The following is a 24,376-nucleotide window of genomic DNA, read 5'->3' on the forward strand; positions in this document are numbered from 1 at the left end:
CAAGAGACGAGGTCGCCATGAAGCGCATCACCGCAGTCATCAAACCGTTCAAACTCGACGAAGTGCGCGAGGCGCTCGCGGAAGTCGGCCTCACCGGCCTGACCGTTACCGAGGTCAAGGGGTTCGGCCGCCAGAAAGGGCATACCGAGCTGTATCGTGGTGCGGAGTACGTGGTCGACTTTCTGCCGAAAGTGAAGATCGAAGTCGTGGTCGCGGACAGCCAGTGCGATCAGGTCATCGACGCGATCATCGGCGCGGCGCGCACCGGCAAGATCGGCGACGGCAAGATCTTCGTCGCGGATGTCGAGCGCGTGATCCGCATCCGTACCGGCGAAGAGAACGAAGCGGCCGTCTAAAGCCGCGCAAGCACGCACCGGCCCGGTGCGCGCAAGAACTCAAATTCGCCCGCCGAAGAAAAAACGGTGCAATACCCTTGCGGATATTGCACCGATACGCGCCTCTCGCAGCAGCGTGAAAAAGATTCTCTTGAAGAAACCTGTGTTACACCCCGAGGTGTGACCCTCGGGGCGCACCGTTCGATTAGAACGAGTGCTGGATGCCTGCGTACACGCCGGTTTGCTGGCGGCCTTGCAGCGGGTTGTCCGTTGCAGCGGCGAAGCCCGCATTGTTCGCGTTCAGACCGAAGTTAGCATTGCGGCTGTTGCGCACCGTTGCTGCCTGCAGGTCGAGCAGCGTGCGCTTCGACAGGTTGTACGAACCGCCGACCGTGTAGATCGTCGCATTGCCAGCGCCGTTGTTGCCGTTCACGTGATAGACCGCCGCGATCAGCGCTGCAGCCGGCGTTGCCTGCCACGTCACACCGCCCCATTCGTGATCCAGGGTCGTCGGCTGACCAGGAGCAACGTTCGTCGCACCTGCCGAGCGGACTGCCTGGTAAGCGGCCTGAATCTTGAACTGGCCGAGGAAAACGTTCACCAGAGCTGAGTACTCGCGCGATGCCGCGAATACGCCGTTGCTCGTGTTAGCCGTATTGATGCCGTTGTTGGCGACCGGGCCACCCCACAAACCGCCGGTCGTCGGGTTGCGAATTTCGTCGTACAGACCGCGGATCTGGAACAGCGAGGTCGTGTAGGTGACCTGCGCGCCAGCTTCGCGACCTTGCGGCGTCGTGCCGTTACCGTTCCAGCTCGTCGCGTTCGACAGCGCGTATTGACCGTAGAAGTCAAAGCCCGCGATCTTCGGCGACTGGTACGCGAAGTTGTTGCTCGACTGCGGCCAGTTGCGGCCACGCACCAGCGATGCCGACGACCAGTTGGACTGACCGAACGGGTCGAAGTCCCACACGCCGTTCGAGATGAAGAGCATGCGGCCCATCGTGAACGTACCGAACTGGTCGTTCGAAATGCCGACCGTTGCCCAGCGATTGAAGAGACCACCGCCGCCAGGACCCGCGCCCGTCATCGTGTTGAACGAGCCTTCCAACTGGAACAGAATCTTGTTGCCAGCGCCGATGTCCTCGACACCCTTCATGCCCCACAGGCTGGTGCCCCAGTCGCCGCTTTCCGCCTTGAAGCGGTTCGAGCTGGTGTTGGCCGCGCCGTTGGCGTTAGCGCCGGTCGGGACGCCCGACATGTACTCGAGACCTGCATCCAAACGGCCATACAGCGTGACGCTGCTCTGAGCGTGTGCAACAACGCCGGCCGACATCAGCGCAGCGACGAGCAAAGCTTTCTTCATCTTCTCCTCCATACCCTGTCAAAAAAAGAAACCCAGTACTGCGAGTGGTGTCCGGACGCGATCAGCGCCGAACAGAAAGCGGTACCAGGGGAGAGTGGCGGGTGGATAGGGGTGCTCCTGCCATGACATGTAGCGTCGAGCTATCTTTGCGTCATGCCGATCCCACGCCGACCGGTTCTCCTCTGTGTTTTGAAGTGAAACTACTTTTAATCAACTTTGTTTTGCTACTTTGGTTACCAATTTATCAAAAATAACTTTAACTGGGAGAAGAAATTAGTACCGTCCACAGGCGGTGTCGCCAAATTGCAATACGAATGTGAGGCGGAACCCGGAGGAACCCCTCGGAAAATGGCGCAGAGCCTTGTCCGGCAAGGGAAGCGCGGCTCGGAAGGGGGCGCATTAAGGTTTGTCACTATTGACGAGTCAAAAGTGGCAGGTTAGTGCGAAAACCAGGCCGGAATAGCCCGTTTTGTGGGATTTTCGGCGCTTTTTCGTCGTTCGAATGGCCGGGAGGAAGGACGCGGTAAAAACGCAAAAGGCGCTCGTAAGCGCCTTGTAAAACTACATTGACTACATTTTCGATGTTATTCGCATCGTAAGTCGCGGGGCAATTTTTATTACTTGAGACTGCCCGACAGGAATTGCTTCAGACGCTCGCTTTTCGTGTTTTTGAACACTTCGTCGGGATGGCCTTCTTCCTCGACGCGGCCCTGGTGCAGGAACATCACATGGTTCGACACGTTGCGCGCGAAGCCCATTTCGTGTGTGACGACGATCATCGTGCGGCCTTCCTCGGCGAGCTTTTGCATCACCTTCAGCACTTCGCCGACGAGCTCCGGGTCGAGCGCCGAGGTCGGTTCGTCGAACAGCATCACATCCGGGTGCATCGCCAGCGCCCGCGCAATCGCCACGCGCTGCTGCTGGCCGCCCGACAGATGCGACGGATACTGCTTCTCGAGACGCGGCGCGAGGCCGACTTTCTCCAGATATTCGCGCGCGCGGTCCTCGGCTTCCTTGCGCTTCAGACCGAGTACATGCACCGGCGCCTCGATGATGTTCTCGAGTACGTTCATGTGGGACCACAGGTTGAAGTGCTGGAACACCATCGAAAGCTTGGTGCGCACGCGCTGCAACTGTTTCGGGTCCGACACGCGCAGCGCGCCGTCTTTGGCTGTCTGCGTGCGCACTTCCTCGCCGTCGACGAAAATGCGTCCCGCGTTCGGCTGTTCGAGAAAGTTGATGCAGCGAAGCATCGTGCTCTTGCCGGAGCCGGACGAACCGATCACGCTGATCACGTCGCCGGCATTGGCTTTCAGCGACACGCCCTTGAGGACTTCGTTGTCGCCGTACTTTTTGTGAAGCTCGTCGACGAAGAGCTTCTGCTTCTTGGAATTCATCAGGATCCTTAACGAGCTTGCTTGTCCAGGGACGCGCAGTTACTTGCCTTGCGGCCGCAGGTAAGCGAGCCAGCGACGCTCGGCGCGGCGGAACAGCCACACGAGCGCGAAAGAAATACACAGATACAGCAGCGCGGCGATGCCGAACGCGTTGAACGACTGATACGTCGCGGAGTTCACGTCGCGCGCGATCTTCAGGATGTCCGGCACTGTGGCCGTGAATGCGACCGTGGTCGCGTGCAACATCAGGATCACTTCGTTGCTGTAGTAGGGCAGTGCGCGGCGCAGCGCCGACGGCAGAACCACGCGCCGGTACAGCGTGAACGACGACATGCCGTACGCGCGCGCCGCTTCGATCTCGCCGTACGGCGTCGCCTTGATCGCGCCCGCGAAGATTTCGGTCGTGTACGCGCAGGTGTTCAGCGTGAACGCGAGCAGCGTGCAATGCATGCCGTCGCGGAAGAACGCGTTGGTCAGCTCGTTGTTGCGGATGATCTCGAGGCTGTAGAGACCCGTATAGCACAGCAGCAGTTGCACATAGAGCGGCGTGCCGCGGAAGATATAGGTATAGAGCCACACGAGGCCCGCGAGCCATTTCTTCTTCGACACGCGCGCGACCGCGAGCGGTACCGACAGGCAGAAGCCGAGGCCGATCGACACGACCAGAAGCCACAACGTGATGGCGACACCGGTGAAGCGATAGCCGTCGGTGAAAAGGTAGTTGCGCCAGTATTGCTGAATGATCTCGATCATAGATCCGCCTTTCGCACGCCGGTCGAGTAACGCTTTTCGAGGTACATCAGCACGAAGTTCGACACTGTGGTGATGACGAGATAGATCGCCCCCGCGAGCAGGGTGAAGAAGAAGAACCGCAGGGTGCCCTTGCCGGCGTCCTGCGAGGCCTTGACGACGTCGGCGAGACCGATGATCGACACCAGCGCGGTCGCCTTGACCATCACCTGCCAGTTGTTGCCGATGCCCGGCAGCGCGAAGCGCATCATCTGCGGGAACATCACGCGCGAGAACACCTGCCAGCTCGTCATGCCGTAGGCCGCGCCCGCTTCGAGCTGGCCGCGCGGCACCGCGAGAAACGCGCCGCGGAACGTCTCGGTGAAGTACGCGCCGTAGATGAAGCCGAGCACCGCGACGCCGGCCACGAACGGGTCGATGTCGATCTGGTCCCAGCCCATCGCGTCGGTCAGGTTGTTCAGCCAGATCTGGATGCTATAGAACAGCAGCAGCATCAGCACGAGATCGGGCACGCCGCGCACCAGCGTCGTGTAGACGGTGCCGATGCCGTTCGACAGGCGGTTCTTCGACAATTTCGCGGCCGCGCCGAGCAGGCCGAGCACGAACGCGAGCGCGAGCGAGAACACCGCCAGCTTGACGGTTTGCCAGGTGCCGCTGAGGAGTAGCGGGCCGTAGCCTTGAAGGAACATAGGAAGTCCTCGACGATGCGTTTCTCGCGCACCGCGAAAGACGCGGCCCGCGATGCGCCGCGTCGGGGTCGAGCGCCTGGCTCGCCGTGATCCGCGGCGCACAGCGTGCCGCTGTGCAAATCATGCCGCAGAAACGTGGTGGCTCCTGCAGCGCGCTTTTGGGACTTTCGTCTCGGATTGTTTTGAATCTACTGCCTGGTATTGCCACCTTCGGTTGTCACCTTCGACTCGACGAGCGCCGGCCGAGGGCCGACGGTCGCTATTCTAGGCGGTCAAAATTGCCGTGCCGCAGGGATTGTCGCCGCGCGCTCGTCGTTCTTGCGCGGGCGGTTCGTCCGACGTGGTGCGCTGTTCCGGTGCTTACCGGACGTGCCTCGCGCGGGTGTGGCGCCGAGTCGGAGCCCGTCGCGCACCGGTTGCGGCCGGCCCGGCGAGGCTTGCCGGCGCGGCCTGCACGTCCCGCTGGACGTCCACGCGGCTTGAAAAGCGCGGTATTTTACCCGAAGAGCGGCAAGCTGCCAGTGCGGGGCGGCAGCGAGCGGCAAGACGCCGCGCAGCGCGTTGTGCGTGCGCGACGCCGGCGCGGTTTTGCGGGCGCCGGGCATCCGGGCGCCGGGCATCCGGACGCCGGGCATCCGGACGCCGGACAGCCGGACGCCGGACAGCCGGACGCCCGCCTTTGCGCGCGGTCAGCTCGCCGGCCGCGCCGTGCGTGCGATTGCATGCAGCGATGGAACGCTGCGGTGCGGTCGCGCACGATTGTTTAGTGGGCACGCAGCCCCTACATTCCTCGCATCGCTCTGATTGAGTACTTACCGGGAGACTTTCCATGATCGAGATTCGCCGCTCCGCAGAACGCGGTCACGCCAACCACGGCTGGCTCGACTCGTATCACAGCTTCTCGTTTGCCGATTACCGCGACCCCGAGCATGTGCACTTCGGACCGCTGCGCGTGATCAACGAAGACCGCATCGCCGGCGGCCAGGGTTTCGGCGCGCATGGGCATCGTGACATGGAGATCGTCACGTATGTGCTCGAGGGCGCGCTCGCGCATCGCGACAGCATGGGCAACGGCTCTACGATCCGTCCGGGCGACGTGCAGCGCATGAGTGCGGGCACCGGCGTGCAGCACAGCGAGTTCAACGCGTCGCGCGACGAACTCGCGCATCTGCTGCAGATCTGGATCATTCCGCGCCGCGCGGGCGATCAACCCGGCTACGAGGAAAAGCGCTTCGACGCCGACAGCAAGCGCGGCCGCCTGCGCGTGATCGCGTCGCCCGACGGCCGCGACGGCTCGGTGACGATCCATGCGGACGCGTCGATCTACGCGGGACTGTTCGACGGCGCCGAACACGCGACGTTCTCGCTGCCGGCGGGGCGTCTCGCCTATCTGCACGTCGCGCGCGGCACGCTGAGCGTGAACGGCACGGTGCTCGAAGCGGGCGATGCCGCGAAGTTCAGTGATGTCGACACGGTGACGCTCGAAAAGGGCGCCGACGCGGAAGTGCTGCTGTTCGATCTCGGCCAGTTGAACGGCTGATCCGAGCGGTCGATTCGCGCGGCCCGCGGCCAGCGGATCGAGCCGCGAGCAGCGCCAAACGACAACGCCACGGAAAACCTCTTCCGTGGCGTTTTTTCTATTTGCGAGGCGCCCTCCCTGGCACGCCTCGCGGATGCAACGTGCCGCTTACTGATTGGCGGCCGGCGCCGACGCCGCGCCTTGGTGATGCTCCCAACGCTCGCGCATCTTCTCGTGACGCTGTTCCATCCGCGCGAAGCGCTGCTTGATCGCCGTGCTGACAGTGGTCTTCTGCTGGTCGTTCAGGCCGTTATAGAACTTGAGCCACGCGTCGGTGCTTTGCTGACGCAGTTGCGCGTCCTTCTGCTCGATCTGCTGATGCGTCGCGGCCATCGCGTTCAGATCGAGGATCGGCTGCTGCTGCGCGGCCTTGAACTGGTCGTGCGCCTGGTTGTGGTTCGCGCGCATCGCTTCATGATTCTGCTTCATCGTATCGAGCGCGCTTTGCCACAGCTTTTCCTGATCCACGTTCAGCTTCAGCTGATCGTGGAGTTGGGTCAGTTCCTTCATGAAGTGGCCGTGCCAGCCGCCAGGGCCGCCGTGCGCCTGCTCGGCGGGTTGAGCGGCGGGTTGAGCGGCATAAGCGGCGCCCGCGCCGATGGCGAGAGCGGTGGCAGCAACGGCGAGAACGCGCGACATCTTTTTGGTGGACATATGAGGCTCCTTGTAATGGAATAGCCGACGATGCAACCGGTCTTTGGACTGCCTGCACTCGGTAAGGCACAGCGTAGAGAACCGCGTGCGCCGCTGTGTTACGCGCCAGGACGCCGCTATTACCAGCAATTACGCGCGGCTTTCACCGTAACACCCGGTAACCCTTCAGACCGTTTGGAAAACGAAATCCCTTTCTGTCGCGCGTTAAACTTCATTTCATGGCTACTCAAATCCTGGTCGTCGACGACGACGTCGAACTGCGCGATCTGCTGCGCGACTATCTGGCCCGTCAGGGCATCGAAGTTTCGGTGCTGCACGACGCGGGCTCACTCGAACGGCGCCTCGAGCGCGAGCGCCCCGACCTCATCGTGCTGGACCTGATGATGCCCGGCGTGGACGGCCTCACCGCGCTGCGCAAGCTGCGCGCATCGGGCGACGATATCCCTGTCATCATGCTGACCGCGCGCGCCGACGACGTCGACCGTATCGTCGGCCTCGAACTCGGCGCGGACGACTACCTCGGCAAGCCGTTCAATCCGCGCGAACTGCTCGCGCGCGTGCAGGCGGTGCTGCGGCGGCGCCGCACGCTGCCGTCGGCGGCCGCGCCCGAACAGCGCGAGCCGTTCAGCTTCGGCCGCTTCACGCTGGATTTCCAGTCACGCACGCTGCATCTCGAAGACAAGCCGCTCACGCTGTCGGGCAGCGAGTTCGCTCTGCTGAAGATCTTCGTCAATCACCCCATGCGCACGCTCACGCGCGAGCGCCTGCTGGAACTGCTGCACGGTCCCGAGTACGACGGTACCGACCGCGGCATCGACGTGCAGGTGTGGCGCCTGCGTCGCATTCTCGAAACCGATCCATCCACACCGCGCTTCATCCAGACCGTGCGCGGCCGCGGTTACGTGTTCGTGCCGGACGGCGAGCAGCATGCGTCGGCCCATTGATTCGCTGTTCGGGCGGCTCGCACTGCTCGTCGTCGCGGTGCTGATGTTGTCGCATTTCGCGTGGTACGCGCTGATGCGGCTCGAACGTTCGCAACTGCAAACGCGCTACGCGGTCGAGGAAGCGACCTTCCTCGTCGACGCGGTGCGTCAGCACGTCGCCCGCACACCGGATCAACCGTTGCCGTCGCGCGTGAAGCTGGTCGACCCGGCCAGCCCGGATGTACCGGCAGCCAGCGCGAACATGCCGCCGCCGCTCGAGCGTTTCGTCGAGGACGTGCGCGACCGCATGCCGGCCGACACCCAGGTGCGCATCAGTCCGCCCGGCGGACCGCCCACGCTATGGGTGCGCGCCGCGACTGATCGAAACTGGATCGTCGTGCCGGTTCAACCGCTGCGCATGCCGCGCTCGCTCGACCGCACGGTGTCGTGGCTCGTCATTATTTTCTCGTTCGCGGTGATGGCGGCGCTGTTCGCCGCCTGGGCTCTCCAGCGGCCACTGCGCTTGCTCGCGCAGGCGGTCGCGCGCTTCGGCCGCGGGCTGCCGGTGCCGCCGGTGCCGGAGCGCGGGCCGCGCGAGTTGCGGCAACTCACGCATGGCTTCAATCAGATGGTGCAGGAAGTCGCGCGCACCGAGAACGATCGCGCGGTGATGCTGGCCGGTGTCGCGCATGACCTGAAGACGCCGCTCGCGCGTCTGCGGCTGCGCGCCGAAATGATGGACGACGCGAAGACACGCGACGGCGTCGTGCGCGACGTCGATTCGATGACGCATATCGTCGAGCAGTTCCTGCTGTTCGCGCACGACGGAGCGGACCGCAGCGAACCCGTGGAAGTCGATGCACAGTGCGAGCGTGTCGTGCGCAGTTATCGGGCGGTGGCCAGCGGCGCGCCGATCGTACACACGGAGCTGAACGCCGGGCCGTCGTTTCAGCTGCCTGCCGCCACGCTCGACCGGATCCTGTCGAACCTGATCGACAACGCGCATGCGTATGGCGCGCCGCCGGTGGTCGTCGCGACTGCGCGCACACCGCAGGGCTTTACGCTATCCGTTAGCGACAACGGCAAGGGCATCGCCGCCCAGGATCTGATCAGCGCGAGCCGGCCGTTCGTGCGGCTCGATCCGGCGCGCGGCGGCAACGGCCACAGCGGGCTGGGCCTTGCGATCGTCGAGCGGCTGGTGCGGCGCGCGGGCGGTGAGTGGGAAATCGGCAACCACGACGGCCGTGGTTTGCGGGTGTTGATGAGCTTTCCGTTCGAAGTGCTGCCGCGGGTCGCGACGGCCTCGGAAAATGCGTGGTAGGAACGGGGTATTGGAGTCGCGATGCGCGCCCAGGGCGTCGGCATCGCGAGCGGCGAGAGGTCAGTCCGAAAACAGCGTATTCAACGCATTCGCCGTTTCGCTATCGACGGTATTCCACGTCACCGATTCCGCCTCGAAAATATAGTGCGTCGTATATTTGCCGAGCCGCGCGAGTATTTCCTCCTGAATCAATTCCGGCGCGACCTCCAGTTTCAGATACCACGCGGTCGACGACAGACGCGTCTGGAACGCGCCGTATTCGGCGAGCAGATGGTCGAATGCCTCAGCGTCCTGATCGCGACAGACGATCACCAGATTTCCCTTCATGCGAATCTCCCGTTAGTGCGGTAGTGACACTCCGATATCAGGATTGATGATACCTGCTTCGTTGCGGGAAGCTCGGCGTCGTTTTAGCGCGGGCAGGGTGTTTGCGTGGGTTGGCTAAGCGGAGAGGGCGATACCGTCGCGCTGAGTACTTCGGCTAGCGTCGGGCATTCACCATGCGTTCACCGCCGTGCGCGCAGGCGGTGCGGTATCGTCGGGCGGCAGCGCTTCGGTGCGGTCGCGCCCGCCGGTTTTCGCCGCGTACAGCGCGGTATCGGCCCGGCTCATCAGGCGCTCGGGCAGATCGTCGGGCGACAGCTCGGTGATGCCGATGCTCACGCTCAGCCCCGCCGCGGCCGGCAGCTTCGGCGAGGGTATCGCTTTCAGCCGCAGCCGCAGACGCTCGACCACCTCGCGCCCGCCTGCCAGATCGGTGGCCGGCAGCAGCAGGCCGAACTCTTCGCCGCCGAGCCGGCCGATCGCGTCGGAGCTGCGCAACTCGGCGCGACACGTATCGACGAAATGTTCGAGCGCGCGGTCGCCGGCGGCGTGACCGAAGCGGTCGTTGATCTGCTTGAAGTGGTCGAGATCGGCGATCGCCATGCACAGCGGCTCGCGCCCCGCGTGCGCGCGATCGATCTCGTGGCGCAGCAGGTCGAGGAAATAGCGCCGCGACAGCGCGCCGGTCAACGCATCGTGCCGCGCCTCGGCCGACAGCAGCGTATTGGCCGACTGCAACTGCTCGGCGAGATCGCGGGTCGCCCGATGGTGGCGCCGCTCGCGCACGTAGGACACGGTGATCACCCATGCGAGCGCGACGGTGCCGGACAGCGTCAGGAACACCAGCAGATGGTCGCGCTTGTGGTTGCGCAGCAGTTCCGGCCACGCGGCGAGCGGATCGACCAGATGCGCGGAGAGTCCGGAGTTCAGGCCACCGCGGTTCTGATAGAGCGCCGGGGCCGGCTGCTCGATCATGCCGAACAGCTGCGCGGCGACCGAGGCCGGCACCCACGGCGCCTGCTCACGCACTTGCGTGTCTTCGCGGATCAGCATGTCGGGGAACGTCTCGCGGCGGTAGATGATGCGCCGCTCGGCGGGGCTCATCTGCGTGACGCGCGAGTTCGGCAATGCGTGGCCTTCGAGCGCGCTGTTGTGCGCCATGATGATGACGCCGTTGTCGTCGGAGACGAAGGTGCCCGCGTGCGCGACCCAGTGGCGCAATCGCGCGATGCCGACCTTGGCGACCACCGCGCCGACCAGCAGCCCCTTCGAGTACACCGGCGCGGCGATGAAGATGCCTGGCTCGCCGCTCGCGCGACCGACGCCGTAGGCTTCAGCGAACGCGCCGAGCAGTGCGCTCGTCAGATAGCCGCGCGCGCGCATATCCATGCCGACGAACGATTGCTGCGCACCCTCGGGGTTCGACATCGTGCTGCTGGAGGCGACGCAGATGCCGTTCGCGTTGACGATCCAGACCTGGTCGAGCCCGGAGAAGCCTTGCGCTTCATGCAGGAACCTGCTGACCGCGGCCATCTGCGGGTCCTTCAGCAACGCGGCCCGCAAGGCGGGTTCCGCCGCCTCGCCGTTCACGGCATAATTCTGCGATTGCACGAGGGCATGCTGGACCACGTCCATTTCGGCCATGGTTGCGGGGATGGCGCGGGACATCGCGAGGTCGCTGGCAATCACTTCAGCCATGTTGTCGACGATCGACGTGGACATTTGCCGCTGCGTGTGCAACGCCGCGTCCAGCTCTTGCTGTACCATCCGGTCCGCGACCATGCCAGCCACGAACCAGCAGACGAGGACGATCAGCACGAAGCTGACCGGCCCGGCTACCTGGCGCAAGGTTGTCCTGTTCATCGACCCTCTGATCCGTCTAGCTGTGACATGCAACTTGCTTGTTGGTGGGCAGCGCGCTCTCAACGCTGTGTCGTTATCTGCGTCAGCTGCGGTTTCGCTCCGTCACGAGCGACGCGCGCTGCGCCGTCGCCATGCCCGGAATGAATCGCTGATAAACAGGTACGTCGTTTCCCGATTTTAACCGTCGCGAAGCACGTTGCCACCGTTATTGCTGGGATGCTGTCTGCATATGCCGCGCCGATCAGATTCTTAACGGCAGCCGCGCGGCATTCTTGATAGTTGTGCGGGCAGATTGAGCGAATGAGCCGCGGCGGCCGCGGCGACGCGCCGATGTGGCTTGCGCGCCACGCCGCGAGACAGCCTCGCGACGTGTCACGCCGAAGTACGCGCGAGCAGAGTACAGTGCGGCGCGGCGACGCGGGCCGGGGCTTGCTGAAGCCTTACGCCGCGCGTGCGACGCCGTCTCGCGATTTGCGGCGAAAGGTTGTGCCTGAAACATAGGATGGTGTAGTGTCGTGCCGTCCAAAACGAGGAAAGCCCGCCAGCCCTCGGGCGGCGCAAGCGGCGACAGGAGTTCGGCGTGATGGTTGTGGTCGTGGGCGACGCGTCCACGTAACTGCCCATTGCCGGCCCATGTGTCTCCAACGCTAACGATTTACCACGCACGCGCGTTTTGCCATGCCTGATTTCCGCTTTCCGGACCGACCCATAGACCGCCGCGGAGCCGCGGCCTCCTTCGAGCGTTCGAATGCCTGTTTCAAGAGGGAGGGCATCTGATGGATTTCAGCTTCAACTTGAAGCGCACCGCCAATGCGTCGGCATGGCGGGTGTTGCCCAACCGCTGGGACTTCGTCGCGTTCCCGCTGATCATCTGCCTGATCGCGATGGCATCGATCGGCTTTCACGAGACGCTCGCGCCGATGTCGACGCTAAAGACCCAGGCGATCTCGCTCGATCCGGCCAACCTGCCCGAGTACGCGATGCGCACCACGCTGCGCATGCTCGCGGCGATGGTCGCCTCGCTGATCTTCACGCTGGTCTATGGCACGCTGGCCGCCAAGAGCCGCCGCGCCGGCCTCGTGCTGGTGCCGATTCTCGACATCCTGCAGTCGGTGCCGGTGCTCGGCTACATCTCGTTTACGGTCACCTTCTTCCTCGCGATGTTCCCGGGCCGCGTGCTCGGCGCCGAGCTCGCCGCGATCTTCGCGATCTTCACGAGCCAGGCGTGGAACATGACGTTCAGCTTCTACCAGTCGCTGCGCACGGTGCCGCGCGACCTCGATGAGGTGTCGCGCGGCTTTCACCTGACTTCGTGGCAGCGCTTCTGGAAGCTCGAAGTGCCGTTCTCGATGCCGGGCCTGATCTGGAACATGATGATGTCGATGTCGGGCGGCTGGTTCTTCGTCGTGGCTTCCGAAGCGATCACGGTCGGCAACAACACGATTACGCTGCCGGGCATCGGCGCCTACCTCGCGCAGGCGATCAGCGACAAGAACCTGCACGCGATCGGCTGGGTCATCCTCGCGATGACGGTCGTGATCCTCGCCTATGACCAGTTGCTGTTCCGTCCGCTCGTCGCGTGGGCCGACAAGTTCCGCATGGAGTTCACCAGTTCGGGCGATGCGCCGGAATCGTGGCTGCTCGACCTGATCCGCCGCACTCGTCTGATTCACCGGCTGCTGGTGCCGCTCGGCTGGATGTTCGCGCGCGCGGCTCGCGTGCGCTTCCAGTTGCCCGCGTTCAGCGCGCCGCGCTTTCACATCCCGCAGCGCGAGAAGAACTCGAAGCTCGGCGACATCATCTGGGCGGCGATCGTGCTGCTGGCCACGGTCTACGTGGTGTACCGCGTGTTTCTGTATGTGCGCACCGGCGTCACGCTCGACGAGATCGGCCACGTGTTCGTGCTCGGCCTGATCACGCTGCTGCGCGTGGTGGTGCTGATCGCGATCGCCTCCGTGATCTGGGTGCCGGTCGGCGTGCTGATCGGCCTGCGCCCGGCGCTCGCGGAAAAGGTGCAGCCGCTCGCGCAGTTCCTCGCGGCGTTCCCGGCGAACCTGCTGTTCCCCGTGTTCGTGATCGTCATCGTGCGCTTTCACCTGAATCCGGACATCTGGCTGTCACCGCTGATCGTGCTCGGCACGCAGTGGTATATCCTGTTCAACGTGATTGCCGGTGCAAGCTCGTATCCGAACGACTACCGCGAGGCGGCCAAGAATTTTCACATTCGCGGCTGGCAGTGGTGGCGTCAGGCGATGCTGCCGGGCATTTTTCCGTACTACGTGACGGGCGCGATCACCGCGTCGGGCGGTGCGTGGAACGCGAGCATCGTCGCCGAGTTCGTGCAGTGGGGCGATACCAAGGTCGCCGCGCATGGCCTCGGCGCCTATATCGCGCAGACCACCGCGGCGGGCGACTATCCGAAGATCATCGTGGGCATCGCCGTGATGTCCCTGTTCGTGACCCTGTTCAACCGTCTGCTGTGGCGTCCGATGTACGCCTACGCCGAAGGCAAGCTCCGTCTAGATTGAGAAATGAAGGCTTAACGCGATGCAAAATCCTAAAGCTGCTATGACCGCCGCGCCGATCCAGACGCCGCCGAAGCCCCCGCGCCTCGGCGAGGAAATCCTGCGCGTCAAGGACGTGTGCCGCGGCTTCAACAAGACTCAGGGTGAACTGCTCGTCCTCGACGACGCGAATCTGTCGCTGCGCGAGGGCGAGATCGTCGGTCTGCTCGGCCGTTCGGGCTCGGGCAAGTCGACGCTGTTGCGTATCATCGCCGGCCTGATCGAGCCGACCGACGGCGAAGTCACGTACATGGGCAAGCCGCTCGAAGGCCCGGCGAAGGGCGTAGCGATGGTGTTCCAGACCTTCGCGCTGTTTCCGTGGCTGACCGTGCTGCAGAACGTGGAAGCGGGTCTCGAGGCACAAGGCGTCGGCGCGTCGGAGCGGCGCACTCGCGCGCTCGCGGCGATCGACCTGATCGGTCTCGACGGCTTCGAAAACGCGTATCCGCGCGAGCTGTCGGGCGGCATGCGTCAGCGCGTCGGCTTCGCGCGTGCGCTCGTCGTCGATCCGACACTGCTGCTGATGGACGAGCCGTTTTCCGCACTCGACGTGCTGACCGCCGAAACGCTGCGTACCGACCTTCTCGATCTGTGGACGCAGGGCCGCATGCCGATCAAGGCGGTGCTGATCGTCACGCACAACATCGAGGAAGCGGTGTTCATGTGCGACCGCATTCTGGTGCTGTCGTCGAACCCGGGCCGCGTGATCGCCGAGATCAAGGTGCCGTTCAAGCATCCGCGCAATCGTCTGGACCCGGCGTTCCGTCGTCTCGTCGACGAGATCTACGCGAAGATGACCGCGCGCCAGACCGACGAAAAGACCAAGAAGGGGCTCGAGCTCGGTAGCTGGCTGCCGCACGTGTCGACCAACCTGATGGCCGGTCTGATCGAGACGCTCGCCGCCGCGCCGTATCACGGTCGCGCGGACATGCCGGAAATCGCGCGCTCGCTGCATCTGGAGGTCGACGATCTGTTTCCGATCGCCGAAGTGCTGCAGCACCTCGGTTTCGCCGACGTGCGCGAGGGCGACATTTTCCTGACGCCGCCGGCGCGCGTGTTCTCCGAGTTCGGTACCCAGGAACGGAAGATGATGTTCGCCGAGCATCTGCTGCGGCACGTGCCGCTCGCGGCGCGGATCAAGAAGGTGTTGAACGAGCGGCCAGGGCATCGCGCGCCGCGCGTGCGCTTCGAGCAGGAGCTGGAAGACTTCCTGTCGGACAGCGCGGCGGAAGAGACGCTCGACGCGGTTATCAACTGGGGCCGTTACGGCGAGATCTTTTCGTATAACGATCAGACGGAAATCTTCAGTCTGGAAGACGTGGAGTCTTGAGCCCGGGTTGCCGCGGAAGCGACCGCGGTTCAGACAAAAAGGCGGCGAGGAAAAACTTCGCCGCTTTTTTATTGCAGGTTGCCCCAGCGTGCGACCGCCGGCTCGGCCGTCGCCCACTTCCAGCCCTTGTCCTGCTGGCACGCGCTCGCCGTGAACCACCTCTCGGGCGCGTTCGGGCCGTCGCCGTCCTGCACCGAGAACACGAAGTCTTTGCACAGCGCGAGCGCCGAGTTGACCGCGCGCGTCACGCGCACCTGGCCGTGACCGTTTTCGATCGGCAACGTGTGCTTGACCGACCACGGTTTCGTTTCGCCGACCGCCATCGTCCCGACCAGCGCCGCCATCAGATCCTGCTGATCCTTGTGCATGCTGCGCATGTAGCGCGCGACCGCTTCGTCGGTAGCGGCCTGCACCGCCACGCCGACGCCGAGCGCGACGGCCGGATTGCTGGTCACGATGCCCGAAGCGACACCCGCCGCCGCGCCGCTCGCGGCGCCGATCGATGCGCAGCCGCTCGCCAGCAGGCTCGCGCCAACGCATAGCGCGCCGGCCGCGATGAGCCGCAGCCGATCACCCATCGGAACGCCAGGCGAACGCAATATCATTGCAGCGCACCCCAGCGCTCGGTGGCGGGTTCGGCCGATGCCCAACGCCAGTCCTTACCGTCACGGCAAACCGATGCGATGTAAAACGCGCTGCTCGCGGGCTTGTCGCGCGTTGCGTTCTGATCGACGGAAAAGACGATTTCCTTGCAGTCGAGCGCGCCGGTGCTGATCAGGCGGCTGACGGTCACGCGGCCGTGCTCGTCGTCTTCGATCGGGAAAGAGTGGGTGATGCTCCAGGGAGCGACCGCGCCGACATCGAGCGGACCGGCCGCCTGCGCGATGCTGTTCTGCGTATTCGTGTGGACCACGCGCTCCGAGTACTGCACGCCGGCGCGCGCGGCGGCGACCGCACCGAGACCGATACCGGTCGCGACCGCCGCATTGCTGGTGACCTTGCCCGCGACCGCGGCACCCGCGATACCGGCGCCCGCAACCGCGCCTTCCGAGTACAACGAGCTACAGCCGCTCAATGCGGACGACACCGCCAGCGCCAGTGCGAGCAGCGCTGCTACGTGGGGGCGTTTGGCTGCGACAACGGACTTCGCGTTGTCAGCCCACACCATGTTCTTTTGCATTTCTCCCGTCCCTGCCCGTACAGGTGCCTGCGTTCACGCGTCGCGCGTGTAAACGAAGGACACGTCGTTTATTACGCTGCCGCATTGTGCAGGATGCGTTTTGTAATTGGCAGCGAAAAAATGCAAGAAATTGCAAAACATCGTGCGCCGCGATGTTTTCTGCTGCATGGGCGGAATGGCTTGCCTGGCTCTCCCAGGTATTTGGGAGGCCGCCGCCAGCGGCGAACGGCCTACGTTGCAGCGTGCCTACGAGTCGGCTTCGTCTTCGCCGCTTTCGTCGCCGTATGCGCTCAGCCGGTTGTACAGCGTTTTGAGGCTCACGCCGAGCGCTTTGGCCGCGCGCCGCTTGTCGCCGCCGCAGTACTTGAGGGTGCCGAGAATGATCTGCTTCTGCGCGTCGGCGAGCGGCGTGCCGATCCACACGCTCATCGCGTCGCCTTGCGTGACCGCTTTCTTGACTCGCGACGCAAGATGCGGATGCGGCAATTCGACGGTCTTCTCCGCGAGAATGAACGCGCGATACACAGCGTTCTTCAACTCGCGCACGTTGCCCGGCCACGACCATGAACGCAGAGTTTCGATCGAGCGTTTGCTGAAGCTCTTGTTGGTGGTTTCCTGCTGGTTCAACTGCGCGAGGAAGTACTGCGCAAGCAGCTCGCGATCGTTTTCGCGCTCGCGCAGCGGCGGCGCGCGCAGCGGAAACACCGCGAGCCGGTACATCAGATCCTCGCGCAAGCCGTTTTCCTTGACGGCCACCGCCGGGTCGCGATTGGTCGCGGCGATCACTCGCACGTTGCCGCTGATCAGCTCGTTGCCGCCGACGCGATAGAACGTGCCGGTTTCGAGCGCGCGCAGCAGCTTGACCTGGCGCACCGGCGCCATCTCGGTGATTTCGTCGAGAAACAGCGTGCCGCCGTTCGCATGTTCGAAGTAGCCGATGCGGCCCTGGACCGCGCCGGTGAAGCTGCCTTTTTCGTGGCCGAACAGCTCGGCTTCGATCAGCTCATCGGGAATCGCGCCGCAGTTCACGGCGACGAAAGCGCCGTCCTTACGGCCGCTGCGCTCGTGGATGGTGCGGGCGATCAGCTCCTTGCCGGTGCCCGACTCGCCGATGATCAGCGCGGTCGCGTCGGTATCGGCGACGCGTTCGATCTGCTCGTACAGATCGAGCATCACCGGCGACGAGCCGTACAGCAGCCCGTACGATTTCAGTCCCGCGACGGCGTCCCCGACGCGCTGCTTCGCTTGTGGCGAAGCATTGCCGCCAGCGGACACGGTGGGCGAGTCCAGATCGATTGACGCCATAAAAGGGGGAGTCCTGTGCAAATGAAGTTCGTGATGCGGCGCGCAGGCCTTGAATGCGGGAGACCGTACAGCCACTATCTCATAAAAGACGATTTAACCACTTCGACACGGATTCCGGCAATCGAACCGGCAGCCCCTGCGGCAGTCGTGCGCGCAATCGGTCGAAAGTGCTCGAAATTGGCCTGTTTCAGCGCGCTGAAGCGGCAAATATACCGGGCACACGCATTGCATCATTGACCGTTTGACCGAGTCGTGCGAGCTTTTGACGGCTACGCCGCGGCGGCGCTGGTGAGCGTAGGGCGGCAACCCGGCAACCCGCATCGCGCGGCCACGAACGCCGAATCAGACGAGGAGTGAACGATGACCGACACCACGCAACAACTTGCACTCGGCGGACAGAAAATCGTCGAGGATCTTCGGGTGCTGCTGAGGGACTCGGAGGAAATGCTGCGGCTCGCCGCCAACGTGCCGGGCGAAAGCGTCGATGCGTTGCGCGACCGGCTCGGCACGCATGTTGAAACGCTGCAATCGACGCTCGGCGATGCGCAACGCAACGTGCATCGCCGCTATCGCGAGGCGGCGGTCAGCACCGAGCACTATGTGCGCCATAACCCGTGGCGCTCGCTCGCGCTCGCGGCGGGCGCCGGATTTCTGCTCGGCGTGCTGGTCGCACGATAGAGGCGGCGCGGCGCGCGACGTTCGCCTCTGCTCGCTGGAAGGCGCGGGGCTCGTCTGGCACGGCCGGCACTCATCCGCATCACGACCCAAGGAGTTCATGATGACACGACCCACGATTGGTTTTTTTGGCGCATTGATGGCACTCGGCGGCTTTCTGGCGGTTCGCTACGTGCAACACAAACGCACCGGCCAGATTTCCCCGACCCGCGAGCTGAGCCGCTGGGAAAACGAGGGTGGTGCGGTCGCGGCGCCGGCAACCTCGTCGACCGAGTTCGCGCCCGCGTCCCGGAGCACCAACGGTTCAGGGCAGGCTGACGGCGAACACCGCGCATGGCCATTTCCGCGTGGCTGAAGCACGGCGCTCGAATCCCAAGGTGGCCGGGGTGCAGCCAGATCGGCGGTCGGCGCCTGGAAGCGATTGTTAAATGGATTCTATAAACCCGTATAATAGGCAAATAGACAACAATGATGCGGTAATCGGCGGGCATTTTGCCGCCATTGTTGCAGTTTTTCATTAAATGGTCGGCGGCGCGGGATACACGTCGAATCCGCGTCATGCAGCCGACCCGATCCAGCGGCATGCCCATGGGGATGATCCGCATATTTTCTGACCCACGCTTGCAGGCTTTCGAAACGCGATGCCACATGTACTGATTGTCGATGACGACGCAAGTACCCGCGAGGCGCTTTCCGCCATCATTGGGGAAGACGGGCTGACCACCGCCACCGCGGGCGATCTGCGCGAAGCGCGTATTCAACTGATCCGGCAGATGCCGGACGTCGTATTCACCGACCTGAAGCTGCCCGACGGCAGCGGGGTCGATCTGTTCGAAGATCTCGATCCGCGCTCCGGCGTCGAAGTGATCGTGATCACGGGTCACGCAACGGTCGAGTCGGCGGTCAGCGCGCTGAAAATGGGTGCGGCCGACTATCTCGTGAAACCGATCAACATGCAGCGCGTGAAGGCGATCTTGTCGCGCCTGCCGCGCCCCGGCGACCTGAAGGCCGAGATCGGCACGCTGCGCGGCGAGTTGCGCCGCATGGGCCGCTTCGGTTTGATGCTCGGCAATTCGCCGGCGATGCAGGAGGTCTACGACCAGATCAGCCGCGTCGCGCCGACAGCGGCCTCGGTGATGCTGGTCGGCGAATCGGGCACCGGCAAGGAAGTCGCCGCGCAGACGCTGCACGAGCTGAGCCTGCGCCGCAAGCACGCGTTCCTCGCGGTCAATTGCGGCGCGATTTCACCGAATCTGATCGAGTCGGAAATGTTCGGCCACGAGCGCGGTTCGTTCACCGGCGCGGATCGGCAGCACAAGGGCTATTTCGAGCGCGCGAACGGCGGCACGCTGTTCCTCGACGAAATCACCGAGATGCCGATCGAGCTGCAGGTGAAGCTGCTGCGCGTGCTCGAGACCGGCATGTTCATGCGTGTCGGCACGACCAAGGAAATCGAAACCGATGTGCGTCTGATCGCGGCCACCAATCGCGATCCCGAGCAGGCGGTGCTCGAAGGCAAGCTGCGGCTGGACCTTTACCACCGGCTGAACGTGTTTCCGATCAGCCTGCCGCCGCTGCGCGATCGCGGGAAGGACGTGGAGCTGCTCGCGCAATCGTTCCTCGATGAGCTCAACGAGCGTCACGGCACGAAGAAGCATTTCCCGGTCGCGGTGAAGGAAATGCTGCTGTCATATCCGTGGCCAGGCAATGTGCGCGAACTGAAGAACTACGTGCAGCGCGCGCACATCATGTCGAGCGCGGATTCGGATGCCACGGCGACCGTGCCGTTGCAGATCACGCTATCGAAGCCCGCGACCGGCACCGCGATCACGATCCCGTTCGGCACTTCGCTCGCGGAAGCCGACCGTCAGCTGATCCTGGCGACGCTCGAGCAATGCGGCGGCGTGAAGACGCGCGCCGCGGAAATTCTCGGCATCAGCCTGAAGACGCTGTACAACCGGCTCGTCGAGTACGGCAACGATACGCGCGACGACGGCGATCCCACCGACGAATCACGCGCGCTCGGCGGCGCGGACGCCTGATCCGCGCTCGTTCGCGCGTCGTCCGCATCATCAGCGATCGCCCGCCCGGACTTCCGGGTGGGCATCCGAACGGCACAGGCCTTGCTGCGCTCCAGTGGAACGCAAAAGGAGGTCACCGACATGCCGCACCTGCCGCCGCACCTGCCGCGTTACGCTGCCGTTTCCCCGCCGTCCGGGCCGTTGCACGCTCACCGGCCCGAACCGGTCGAGCCTCCCGCCACGCCGCCGAACCCGGCCGAACCCGATACGATCCCCGGCCCGACCCCCGATCCAATCGAACCCGTGGAACCGGTCTCGCCGCCGATCGGCGATCCGCCGCCGCAGCCAACGCAGACGCCTCAGGCCGCCGATCGTCAGTGGCGAACGCTGCAATGCTGATGCGACCCTCGATGCCGTCATGCAGCTGCGCACCCGATGCAAACATCTCCGCACTGCAGCGGACCGTGGCCCCGGTCCGGTGCAGTGCATTGCTGTACTTGTTACAAAGCCGGCGCATGTTTTACCGGCAATTTACGGTTTCGCCCCCTAGACTCTAGGGATGCCGCAATAAGCGGCGGGCTTCCCCCGGAGGCACGATCATGAGACACCCCGCATTGCGACGTTCCGCGCGGCACTCCAAGCGCGGGCCACGGCCGGCCGATGTCAAGACCGAGCCGGCGGAGTCGCCGGACCCGGCCGCGCAGAACCGGATCGCCCCGCATACGCCGCCGGACGGCGAGCACAACCAGGGCGGGGTGCGTCAGGAAGGCCTCGAATACCAGCGCGATCTGGGCTCGGAACAGGACGCCTGACGCAGCGCAGTAACCGGGCGAGGTATACCGGCGACCGCGAGGCCGGTAAGAAAGACCTCCGCTTTGGTCAGATTTAACAGAAAAATTTTCTTCGCAATTAGTGATGATTGCGGGGATCAGCTCGTTTGTCACATTTTCATACAACTTTATTTTCGATATCTCAAATATCGGCACATTGCTTGCATGCACCGTTTTGGCGCAATTCCGCATACAACGAAACAATGGAGCACTAATGAGCAGATTGATCGTGGTATCGAATCGTGTCGCACCGATTCAGGAAGCGCGTCCGGCAGCGGGCGGGCTCGCGATCGGCGTGCTGGACGCACTGAAGGAAACTGGCGGCGTCTGGTTCGGCTGGAGCGGCGAAACGGTCAGTGAGCCATCCGCGCCCGTGATCGAGAAGCAGGGCAACGTCACCTACGCGACGGTGGGCCTCACCAAGCGCGATTACGACGAGTACTACCGCGGGTTTTCGAACACCACGTTGTGGCCGACCTTCCACTATCGCAACGACCTGTCCCGCTACGACCGCGAGGACTACGCGGGCTACCAGCGGGTCAACGCGACGCTCGCGAAGCAGTTGAAGGAACTGCTCAAGCCCAGCGACATCATCTGGGTGCATGACTACCATCTGCTGCCGTTCGCGCGTTGCCTGCGCGATCTCGGCGTGAAGAACCCGATCGGCTTCTTCCTGCACATTCCGTTTCCGGTGCCCGAGGTACTGCGCACGATTCCGCCGCACGAGGAGATCGTCAAGGCGATGTGCAGCTACGACGTGATCGGTTTTCAAACCGAAGCGGATCGGCAGTCGTTCGTCGACTATATCGAGCGCGGTCACCACGGCACGTCGAGCGAAGACGGCATGGTGCACGCGTACAACCGCTTCCTGAAGGTCGGCGCGTACCCGATCGGCATCTATCCCGATGCGATCGCCAAAGCCGCCGAGCAGTTCACCGACCGCAAGGCGGTGCGCAGCCTGCGCGACGGCATGCGCGGGCGCAAGCTGATCATGAGCGTCGACCGGCTCGATTATTCGAAGGGGCTGGTCGAGCGCTTCCAGGCATTCGAGCGGCTGTTGCAGAACGCGCCCGGCTGGCACGGCCGTGTGTCGCTCGTGCAGATCGCGCCGCCGACCCGCGCCGACGTGCAGACCTATCAGCGCATCCGGCAGACGCTCGAAGGCGAAGCGGGCCGCATCAACGGCCGGTTCGCGCAGCTCGACTGGACGCCGATCCAGTATCTGAACCGCAAGTACGAGCGCAATCTGCTGATGGCGCTATTCCGCCAGTCGCAGGTCGGCTATGTGACACCGCTGCGCGACGGGATGAACCTGGTGGCCAAGGAGTACGTCGCGTCGCAGGACCCGGCCGATCCGGGCGTGCTCGTGCTATCGCAATTCGCGGGCGCGGCCGAGCAGCTGCCGGGCGCGCTCGTCGTCAATCCGTTCGATCTGTCGCAGATGGCCGAAGCGCTCGAACGCGCGCTGTCGATGCCGCTCGCCGAGCGTCAGGCGCGTCATGCGGACATGATGGAGCCGATGCGCGAGAACAATCTGTCGGTTTGGCGCGACACCTTCCTCGACGATCTGCGCCACGTCGCGACCGCCTCTTCGGTGACGGCCAAAGCGGTAAAGCTCGCTGACGTGACGGCATCGTCTTGAGCGGACAGTCGCGGCCCGCGCGGGCGGGCGACGCGTGGGCCGGTCACGTCGTGAATGAAGTGACAACGAAGATCGAAGCAAAAAGGGCGTGCATCGCGTCGTGCGATGCACGCCCTTTTTCGTGGATGCGTTGCACGTGTAACGGCAACAACGCGTCCACAACCCTCAAGCCGGCTGCGTCGCCTTCTGCACGACCCGCATCGTGCTGACGACCGCCGCGACCGCCGAAAACCCCGCGGCCACATACAGCGCGATGACCGTCCCGCTTTGCGGGGCGACGCCGAAGATCAGCGCGACCAGCGCCGCGCCGAGCGTTTGCCCGGTCAGGCGCGCGGTGCCCAGCATGCCGCTCGCGCCGCCGCTGCGTTCGCGCGGCGCGGACGACAGCATCGTGCGATTGTTCGGCGACTGGAAGATACCGAAGCCCGCGCCGCACAGCGCCATGCGCCACGAAATCTGCAGTGCGTCCGGGTGAGGCCCGAGCGTCGCGAGCAGCAGCAGGCCGACCGTCATCGCGGCGAGCCCGACGCCGCCGAGCCAGCCGGACGATATCCTGTCCGACAGGACCCCTGCGATCGGCGCCGCGATGATGATAATCGCGGGCCACGGCGTCATCAGAAGACCGGTTTCGACCTGCGACATACCGAGCGTTTCCTGCAGCAGGAACGGTAGCGACACGAACGCGAGCATCTGCGCGCAGAACGAGCAGACCGAGGTGCCGACCGACAGCGCGAACACCGGAATACGCAGCAGGTCGATCGGCAGCAGCGGGGCGGGCCGCGTCAGTTGCCGGCGCACGAAGAAGTAGCCGACCACCAGAGCGCCGAGTGCTTCGAGCGTCACGTAGCCGAAGCGCTGGCCGTGGCCGAGGCCATCGACAGCGAAAATCAGCAGGCCGAATACAATCGCGTTCATCACCGCGCTCAGATAGTCATACGGCGATTCGTGGCCGGGGTTCATCGGCAGCGCCTTGAAGCCGCCGACGATCGCCGCGATCCCGATCGGCACGTTGATCGCGAACAGCCACGGCCACGTCGCGATCGCGAGCACGCCCGACGCGACCGTCGGCCCGACCGCCGACGACACCGCCACCACCATCGCATTGATCGAGACGCCGCGCCCGAGCTGCGCCGGGGGATAGATCATGCGCACGATCGCGGTGTTCACGCTCATGATGCCGGCCGCGCCGAAGCCCTGGACCACGCGCGCGAGCGCGAGCGTCGCAAGCGAGTTCGACAGCGAGCAGCCGAGCGACGCGACCGTGAACAGGATCAGACCCCACAGATAAATGCGCCTATAGCCAATGCGATCGCCGAGCGACGCCATTGGCAGCAGCGAGATCGTGATCGCGAGCTGATACGCGTTGACGACCCAGATCGACGCGGCGGCGCTCGCATTGAGGTTGCGCGCGATCGTCGGCAGCGCGACGTTGGCGATCGCGCTGTCGAGCACCGCGAGCGTCAGCGACAGCGCGATGACGAGCATCGCCCAATAGCGTTGTGGAACCGGCAGGCCCAGTTCCTTGCCTTCGAAGCGGGGAGTGGAGGGCGTCGGGCCATCCGTGCGCGGGGAGGGTGCGTGCATCGATTGTTCGATTTGTCTGAGATGTTGCCGCGCCTGTGCGCGGCTCA

The 24,376-nt window shown here is 64.3% G+C and carries 23 protein-coding genes; 12 read left to right on the forward strand and 11 right to left on the reverse strand.

The genetic code is table 11. The annotated features are described in order from the left end of the window. Positions 1–17: 17 nt before the first annotated feature. On the forward strand, positions 18–356 hold the full coding sequence (gene glnK, locus AB3X96_RS14590) for a P-II family nitrogen regulator (protein WP_013088783.1): 339 nt from the start codon (positions 18–20) through the stop codon (positions 354–356). Positions 357–540: 184 nt separating this feature from the next. Here the strand turns inward: glnK and AB3X96_RS14595 are convergent, their stop codons facing one another. From AB3X96_RS14595 to AB3X96_RS14610, 4 genes are all read right to left on the reverse strand, one after another. Beyond that, complete coding sequence (locus AB3X96_RS14595) at positions 541–1,698, reverse strand: porin (protein ID WP_176121205.1); 1,158 nt, start codon at positions 1,696–1,698, stop codon at positions 541–543. A gap of 617 nt (positions 1,699–2,315) precedes the next feature. Continuing rightward, positions 2,316–3,095 (reverse strand): ABC transporter ATP-binding protein, encoded by a 780-nt coding sequence (locus AB3X96_RS14600; RefSeq protein WP_008918159.1) that lies wholly within the window; start codon positions 3,093–3,095, stop codon positions 2,316–2,318. A gap of 39 nt (positions 3,096–3,134) precedes the next feature. Further along, positions 3,135–3,848 carry an ABC transporter permease gene (locus AB3X96_RS14605; RefSeq protein WP_368590289.1) on the reverse strand — a complete coding sequence of 238 codons (714 nt, stop codon included), beginning with the start codon at positions 3,846–3,848 and terminating at the stop codon, positions 3,135–3,137. Further along, positions 3,845–4,534, reverse strand: coding sequence for an ABC transporter permease (locus AB3X96_RS14610; RefSeq protein ID WP_176109249.1), 690 nt, complete (start codon positions 4,532–4,534; stop codon positions 3,845–3,847). Before AB3X96_RS14610 ends, AB3X96_RS14605 begins: the two co-directional genes overlap by 4 nt. Positions 4,535–5,363: 829 nt before the next feature. On the opposite strand from AB3X96_RS14610, the gene AB3X96_RS14615 reads away from it, so the two are divergent. After that, the gene (locus AB3X96_RS14615) at positions 5,364–6,074 is read left to right on the forward strand and encodes a pirin family protein (protein ID WP_368590290.1); all 711 of its coding nucleotides are present in this window, start codon (positions 5,364–5,366) and stop codon (positions 6,072–6,074) included. A gap of 147 nt (positions 6,075–6,221) precedes the next feature. Here the strand turns inward: AB3X96_RS14615 and AB3X96_RS14620 are convergent, their stop codons facing one another. Next, positions 6,222–6,767 carry a periplasmic heavy metal sensor gene (locus AB3X96_RS14620; RefSeq protein WP_368590291.1) on the reverse strand — a complete coding sequence of 182 codons (546 nt, stop codon included), beginning with the start codon at positions 6,765–6,767 and terminating at the stop codon, positions 6,222–6,224. A 218-nt stretch (positions 6,768–6,985) separates the two neighbouring features. Between AB3X96_RS14620 and AB3X96_RS14625 the strand changes: the two genes are divergently transcribed. Both AB3X96_RS14625 and AB3X96_RS14630 read left to right on the forward strand, forming a co-directional pair. Further along, positions 6,986–7,711, forward strand: coding sequence for a response regulator (locus tag AB3X96_RS14625; RefSeq protein WP_018419780.1), 726 nt, complete (start codon positions 6,986–6,988; stop codon positions 7,709–7,711). Further along, positions 7,695–9,011 carry an ATP-binding protein gene (locus AB3X96_RS14630; RefSeq protein ID WP_176109246.1) on the forward strand — a complete coding sequence of 439 codons (1,317 nt, stop codon included), beginning with the start codon at positions 7,695–7,697 and terminating at the stop codon, positions 9,009–9,011. The genes AB3X96_RS14625 and AB3X96_RS14630 overlap by 17 nt, the downstream gene beginning before the upstream one ends. 60 nt (positions 9,012–9,071) lie before the next feature. Here the strand turns inward: AB3X96_RS14630 and AB3X96_RS14635 are convergent, their stop codons facing one another. Both AB3X96_RS14635 and AB3X96_RS14640 read right to left on the reverse strand, forming a co-directional pair. Beyond that, on the reverse strand, positions 9,072–9,338 hold the full coding sequence (locus AB3X96_RS14635) for a hypothetical protein (RefSeq protein ID WP_013088792.1): 267 nt from the start codon (positions 9,336–9,338) through the stop codon (positions 9,072–9,074). A 168-nt stretch (positions 9,339–9,506) separates the two neighbouring features. Continuing rightward, complete coding sequence (locus AB3X96_RS14640) at positions 9,507–11,198, reverse strand: diguanylate cyclase (protein ID WP_368590292.1); 1,692 nt, start codon at positions 11,196–11,198, stop codon at positions 9,507–9,509. A 776-nt stretch (positions 11,199–11,974) separates the two neighbouring features. On the opposite strand from AB3X96_RS14640, the gene AB3X96_RS14645 reads away from it, so the two are divergent. Both AB3X96_RS14645 and AB3X96_RS14650 read left to right on the forward strand, forming a co-directional pair. Next, positions 11,975–13,726, forward strand: coding sequence for an ABC transporter permease (locus AB3X96_RS14645; protein ID WP_368590293.1), 1,752 nt, complete (start codon positions 11,975–11,977; stop codon positions 13,724–13,726). Positions 13,727–13,745: 19 nt separating this feature from the next. Then, a complete protein-coding gene (locus tag AB3X96_RS14650) occupies positions 13,746–15,092 on the forward strand; it encodes an AAA-associated domain-containing protein (protein WP_176109243.1) in 1,347 nt (448 codons plus the stop codon). A gap of 68 nt (positions 15,093–15,160) precedes the next feature. Here the strand turns inward: AB3X96_RS14650 and AB3X96_RS14655 are convergent, their stop codons facing one another. The 3 genes from AB3X96_RS14655 to AB3X96_RS14665 all read right to left on the reverse strand — a co-directional run bounded on the left by AB3X96_RS14655 (position 15,161) and on the right by AB3X96_RS14665 (position 17,577). After that, a complete protein-coding gene (locus AB3X96_RS14655) occupies positions 15,161–15,670 on the reverse strand; it encodes a hypothetical protein (RefSeq protein ID WP_255209158.1) in 510 nt (169 codons plus the stop codon). A 23-nt stretch (positions 15,671–15,693) separates the two neighbouring features. After that, positions 15,694–16,272, reverse strand: coding sequence for a hypothetical protein (locus AB3X96_RS14660; RefSeq protein WP_368590294.1), 579 nt, complete (start codon positions 16,270–16,272; stop codon positions 15,694–15,696). Positions 16,273–16,518: 246 nt separating this feature from the next. Beyond that, positions 16,519–17,577, reverse strand: coding sequence for a sigma-54 interaction domain-containing protein (locus tag AB3X96_RS14665; RefSeq protein ID WP_368584581.1), 1,059 nt, complete (start codon positions 17,575–17,577; stop codon positions 16,519–16,521). 360 nt (positions 17,578–17,937) lie between these two features. On the opposite strand from AB3X96_RS14665, the gene AB3X96_RS14670 reads away from it, so the two are divergent. The 6 genes from AB3X96_RS14670 to otsA all read left to right on the forward strand — a co-directional run bounded on the left by AB3X96_RS14670 (position 17,938) and on the right by otsA (position 22,745). Then, entirely contained in the window at positions 17,938–18,255 is a 318-nt protein-coding gene (locus AB3X96_RS14670; protein WP_176109239.1) for a YqjD family protein, read from the forward strand. A 100-nt stretch (positions 18,256–18,355) separates the two neighbouring features. Continuing rightward, entirely contained in the window at positions 18,356–18,607 is a 252-nt protein-coding gene (locus AB3X96_RS14675; RefSeq protein ID WP_368590295.1) for a hypothetical protein, read from the forward strand. Between the two features lie 286 nt (positions 18,608–18,893). Beyond that, entirely contained in the window at positions 18,894–20,294 is a 1,401-nt protein-coding gene (locus tag AB3X96_RS14680; protein ID WP_176109237.1) for a sigma-54 dependent transcriptional regulator, read from the forward strand. 120 nt (positions 20,295–20,414) lie between these two features. Beyond that, positions 20,415–20,672, forward strand: coding sequence for a hypothetical protein (locus AB3X96_RS14685; protein ID WP_368590403.1), 258 nt, complete (start codon positions 20,415–20,417; stop codon positions 20,670–20,672). Between the two features lie 200 nt (positions 20,673–20,872). Continuing rightward, on the forward strand, positions 20,873–21,085 hold the full coding sequence (locus AB3X96_RS14690; RefSeq protein ID WP_013088803.1) for a hypothetical protein: 213 nt from the start codon (positions 20,873–20,875) through the stop codon (positions 21,083–21,085). 232 nt (positions 21,086–21,317) lie between these two features. After that, positions 21,318–22,745: an alpha,alpha-trehalose-phosphate synthase (UDP-forming) gene (gene otsA, locus AB3X96_RS14695; protein WP_176109236.1), complete on the forward strand. Its 1,428-nt coding sequence runs from the start codon at positions 21,318–21,320 to the stop codon at positions 22,743–22,745. A 165-nt stretch (positions 22,746–22,910) separates the two neighbouring features. Here the strand turns inward: otsA and AB3X96_RS14700 are convergent, their stop codons facing one another. Then, positions 22,911–24,329 (reverse strand): MFS transporter, encoded by a 1,419-nt coding sequence (locus AB3X96_RS14700; protein ID WP_368590296.1) that lies wholly within the window; start codon positions 24,327–24,329, stop codon positions 22,911–22,913. Positions 24,330–24,376: the final 47 nt, after the last annotated feature.

It is taken from the genome of Paraburkholderia sp. BR13439 (assembly GCF_040948805.1).
GTDB lineage: Bacteria > Pseudomonadota > Gammaproteobacteria > Burkholderiales > Burkholderiaceae > Paraburkholderia > Paraburkholderia youngii.

What these genes read in the sequence shown, in the direction of transcription:
- AB3X96_RS14620 (WP_368590291.1), bottom strand. Translation starts at nt 6,767, where the DNA reads ATGTCCACCAAAAAGATGTCGCGCGTTCTCGCCGTTGCTGCCACCGCT.
- AB3X96_RS14675 (WP_368590295.1), top strand. Translation starts at nt 18,356, where the DNA reads ATGACACGACCCACGATTGGTTTTTTTGGCGCATTGATGGCACTCGGC.
- glnK (WP_013088783.1), top strand. Translation starts at nt 18, where the DNA reads ATGAAGCGCATCACCGCAGTCATCAAACCGTTCAAACTCGACGAAGTG.
- otsA (WP_176109236.1), top strand. Translation starts at nt 21,318, where the DNA reads ATGAGCAGATTGATCGTGGTATCGAATCGTGTCGCACCGATTCAGGAA.
- AB3X96_RS14670 (WP_176109239.1), top strand. Translation starts at nt 17,938, where the DNA reads ATGACCGACACCACGCAACAACTTGCACTCGGCGGACAGAAAATCGTC.
- AB3X96_RS14685 (WP_368590403.1), top strand. Translation starts at nt 20,415, where the DNA reads ATGCCGCACCTGCCGCCGCACCTGCCGCGTTACGCTGCCGTTTCCCCG.
- AB3X96_RS14605 (WP_368590289.1), bottom strand. Translation starts at nt 3,848, where the DNA reads ATGATCGAGATCATTCAGCAATACTGGCGCAACTACCTTTTCACCGAC.
- AB3X96_RS14600 (WP_008918159.1), bottom strand. Translation starts at nt 3,095, where the DNA reads ATGAATTCCAAGAAGCAGAAGCTCTTCGTCGACGAGCTTCACAAAAAG.
- AB3X96_RS14625 (WP_018419780.1), top strand. Translation starts at nt 6,986, where the DNA reads ATGGCTACTCAAATCCTGGTCGTCGACGACGACGTCGAACTGCGCGAT.
- AB3X96_RS14665 (WP_368584581.1), bottom strand. Translation starts at nt 17,577, where the DNA reads ATGGCGTCAATCGATCTGGACTCGCCCACCGTGTCCGCTGGCGGCAAT.
- AB3X96_RS14645 (WP_368590293.1), top strand. Translation starts at nt 11,975, where the DNA reads ATGGATTTCAGCTTCAACTTGAAGCGCACCGCCAATGCGTCGGCATGG.
- AB3X96_RS14655 (WP_255209158.1), bottom strand. Translation starts at nt 15,670, where the DNA reads ATGGGTGATCGGCTGCGGCTCATCGCGGCCGGCGCGCTATGCGTTGGC.
- AB3X96_RS14660 (WP_368590294.1), bottom strand. Translation starts at nt 16,272, where the DNA reads ATGCAAAAGAACATGGTGTGGGCTGACAACGCGAAGTCCGTTGTCGCA.
- AB3X96_RS14610 (WP_176109249.1), bottom strand. Translation starts at nt 4,534, where the DNA reads ATGTTCCTTCAAGGCTACGGCCCGCTACTCCTCAGCGGCACCTGGCAA.
- AB3X96_RS14595 (WP_176121205.1), bottom strand. Translation starts at nt 1,698, where the DNA reads ATGAAGAAAGCTTTGCTCGTCGCTGCGCTGATGTCGGCCGGCGTTGTT.
- AB3X96_RS14690 (WP_013088803.1), top strand. Translation starts at nt 20,873, where the DNA reads ATGAGACACCCCGCATTGCGACGTTCCGCGCGGCACTCCAAGCGCGGG.
- AB3X96_RS14640 (WP_368590292.1), bottom strand. Translation starts at nt 11,198, where the DNA reads ATGAACAGGACAACCTTGCGCCAGGTAGCCGGGCCGGTCAGCTTCGTG.
- AB3X96_RS14650 (WP_176109243.1), top strand. Translation starts at nt 13,746, where the DNA reads ATGCAAAATCCTAAAGCTGCTATGACCGCCGCGCCGATCCAGACGCCG.
- AB3X96_RS14680 (WP_176109237.1), top strand. Translation starts at nt 18,894, where the DNA reads ATGCCACATGTACTGATTGTCGATGACGACGCAAGTACCCGCGAGGCG.
- AB3X96_RS14700 (WP_368590296.1), bottom strand. Translation starts at nt 24,329, where the DNA reads ATGCACGCACCCTCCCCGCGCACGGATGGCCCGACGCCCTCCACTCCC.
- AB3X96_RS14615 (WP_368590290.1), top strand. Translation starts at nt 5,364, where the DNA reads ATGATCGAGATTCGCCGCTCCGCAGAACGCGGTCACGCCAACCACGGC.
- AB3X96_RS14635 (WP_013088792.1), bottom strand. Translation starts at nt 9,338, where the DNA reads ATGAAGGGAAATCTGGTGATCGTCTGTCGCGATCAGGACGCTGAGGCA.
- AB3X96_RS14630 (WP_176109246.1), top strand. Translation starts at nt 7,695, where the DNA reads ATGCGTCGGCCCATTGATTCGCTGTTCGGGCGGCTCGCACTGCTCGTC.